We start from the raw sequence: 2,537 nt of genomic DNA on the forward strand, positions 1-2,537 counted from the left end.
TGCCCAAAGCGGCGCTTGCGCGGCCGCTTCCTACCCGCCAGACTCGCAAAAAAGGGCGGTTGAACTTCCTATACCCCGCAGAAACTTGATCTCCTGCCTATCGCGCTGCCGCTTTCACAAAGCTGGAGCGTTGTAGGTTGCGCCCATAACGGGTGCGGGGCGCTTCGGTGAAGAGCGCAGTTCCGCATGGAAAGCCATTCGCACTTTTCCTTTCGGAGTTGCTCTGAAGGAGGTGTGCCCTTGAATGTAGCCGTCTCTCCCCGAACCGTTTCGAGCAGTGGTTTGCCTGCTCTGGTTCTCAATGCGGACTATCGGCCGCTCAGCTATTACCCTTTGTCGCTCTGGTCCTGGCAGGATGCGATCAAGGCAGTCTTTCTTGAACGTGTGCATATCGTGGCGGAATATGATCAGGTCGTATCTTCGCCATCGTTTTCCATGCGTTTGCCGAGCGTGATTTGCCTGAAAGAATATGTAAAGCCGCCGCGTCATCCGGCGTTTACGCGCTTCAATCTGTTTCTGCGTGATCGTTTTGAATGTCAGTATTGCGGCTCTCCGCATGATCTGACCTTTGATCACGTTACCCCGCGTTGCCATGGCGGCGAGACGACGTGGGAAAATGTGGTCGCCGCGTGCTCCCCTTGCAATCTGCGCAAAGGCGGGTTGATGCCAGCTCAAGCACATATGTGGCCGCGTCAGAAGCCGGTCATGCCGAGCGTGCAGGATCTGCACAAAAATGGCCGTCTTTTCCCACCCAACCATCTTCATGAAAGCTGGCTCGATTTTCTGTATTGGGATGTCGAGCTGGAGCCTTAGTGTCTGCTCCAAAAGTCGCCATGCCGGTCTGCAAATGGCAATTTGTCTACGTTCTGATGCTCATGCACCCAAAATTATATTTCGCTTCGGCATTCGAGAACCACCATTTTCGCCATGGCCTGCCGCTTTTTGATTCGGATCCCAGAAAGAACAACTTCCTCAGAATTCCCTCTTACTTTCCACCTTTTGCAAAAGCGCCGTAGTAGCCAATCGCTGCAAAAAACAGGCTTGCGACCACGTTCCATCCTGCAAATGACAGGCCGAGAAAGAAGCCCGGTGCGCTGTCACATGCAGGCGGGCGGGTCGCGTTGAGATCGCCGAGCAGATTGCCGGCATCCAGCGTGAGCTTCATGGTGGCTGCGCTGCAATCAGCCGGACCCGGCCAGTATTTGAGTTCGACACCGGTGTGATAGATGGCAAGCGCAAGGCCAAAGGTCATCAGCAGTGCACCAATCAGGATCAGACCGCGCGTGAGAACCGGAGGCCATTTCAATCTATAAGAAACCCAGGCTGCGGCCAGAACCGGAACGCCGATATAATAAGGCGTGCGTTCTTCAAGGCAGAGTTTGCAGGGCATGAAACCAGCCAGATGCTCGAAGCCCAAAGCCGTTCCGACTGTTGCAGCCATTCCGACTGCCATGATGCCTGCGGTCCAAGACTGAATTTTGCCAACCGGCTTGTTAAGTGCAAATGTCATATGAAATTTCCTGCGCCATGCTGGCCTTATTTCTTTAGCCTAAAATACTGCTTCGCCTCCAAGCAATTAAATTTGACCGGCTTGAGGCAAAATCAGGCGTTCAGATATTTAATCCCGACGAAGAGCACGATCAGCAAAACAGCAACGAGACCAGCCAGCAGGCCGAGACGCTTTTCGATAAATTCGCGGATCGGTTCACCATAACGCTTCAACAGCCATGCGAGGAAGAAGAATCGTGCGCCGCGCGCAATGATCGCGGATGCAATGAACAGCCAGATATTGATGCCTGCCGCGCCGGAGAGGATGGTGACAACCTTGATCGGCGGCAGATGCGCGAGGCCTGATGTGATGAGCATCAGCAGAATCATGTCGGCGCTGGTCGTTCCGCGCATTTGCTCGAAGGTGTCGAGCTTGCCATACATTTCAAGCACAGGCTTTGCGACCTGCTCATAGGCATGATAGCCCAAATACCAGCCTGCTATGCCGCCAAGAACGGAAAAGATGGTTGCGACGAGCGCGTAACGATAGGCCCGTTCCGGGCGCGCAAGCGCCATCGGAAGAAAGAGCACATCGGCGGGCACCAGAAATACCGAGCTTTCTATAAAGGCGATGAAGGCGAGCCAGTATTCGGCGGACTTTCGGGCAGCAAGCGAGATCGTCCAGTCATAGAGTCGGCGCAGCATGAAAATTTCCGGATTTTTTAAGGGGGCAAACACCCAGGGATTATTTGCACCGTCCCGCGGCAATGTCTGACGCGAAGATCAGAACGCACCGATACGAACGTGCGAACACAGGCGCAACACTGAGCAGCCGTCCCCGCACCGGAGCGCTGCGTGCCGCGCCTCGCCACATCCCGGCGGCAAGCCGCGGGATGCGCGCCACTGCCGTCCGCCCACACCGGTTCGCGGTACGCGCGCCACGCGCCCGAGCGCACGCTGCTGTACGCGTTGGTAGAGGCGCACTACCCGGACTTCATTGTACGGATCGAAGCGGAGGGCCGCTCGCTGCCCGGATATGTCCGCGAGGA

At 55.9% G+C, this 2,537-nt stretch carries 3 protein-coding genes and 1 pseudogene; 2 read left to right on the forward strand and 2 right to left on the reverse strand.

Annotated features, from left to right (window positions below; genetic code table 11):
- The first annotated feature begins 240 nt into the window (after positions 1-240).
- Positions 241-813, forward strand: a complete 573-nt coding sequence (locus PV764_RS20255; protein ID WP_026070265.1) for an HNH endonuclease — start codon at positions 241-243, stop codon at positions 811-813.
- A 172-nt stretch (positions 814-985) separates the two neighbouring features.
- Here the strand turns inward: PV764_RS20255 and PV764_RS20260 are convergent, their stop codons facing one another.
- A complete protein-coding gene (locus tag PV764_RS20260) occupies positions 986-1,510 on the reverse strand; it encodes a disulfide bond formation protein B (RefSeq protein ID WP_026070266.1) in 525 nt (174 codons plus the stop codon).
- A 92-nt stretch (positions 1,511-1,602) separates the two neighbouring features.
- Positions 1,603-2,193 (reverse strand): YqaA family protein, encoded by a 591-nt coding sequence (locus tag PV764_RS20265; RefSeq protein ID WP_019186284.1) that lies wholly within the window; start codon positions 2,191-2,193, stop codon positions 1,603-1,605.
- Between the two features lie 150 nt (positions 2,194-2,343).
- On the opposite strand from PV764_RS20265, the pseudogene PV764_RS20270 reads away from it, so the two are divergent.
- Positions 2,344-2,537 (forward strand): annotated as a pseudogene (locus PV764_RS20270) (IS91 family transposase); the annotation flags it as partial.

Source organism: Stenotrophomonas sp. AS1 (assembly GCF_048957655.1).
GTDB lineage: Bacteria > Pseudomonadota > Gammaproteobacteria > Xanthomonadales > Xanthomonadaceae > Stenotrophomonas > Stenotrophomonas bentonitica_A.

Bases quoted from the DNA above. Each gene is read 5' to 3' on its own strand.
- PV764_RS20265 (WP_019186284.1), bottom strand. From the start codon at position 2,193: ATGCTGCGCCGACTCTATGACTGGACGATCTCGCTTGCTGCCCGAAAG.
- PV764_RS20260 (WP_026070266.1), bottom strand. From the start codon at position 1,510: ATGACATTTGCACTTAACAAGCCGGTTGGCAAAATTCAGTCTTGGACC.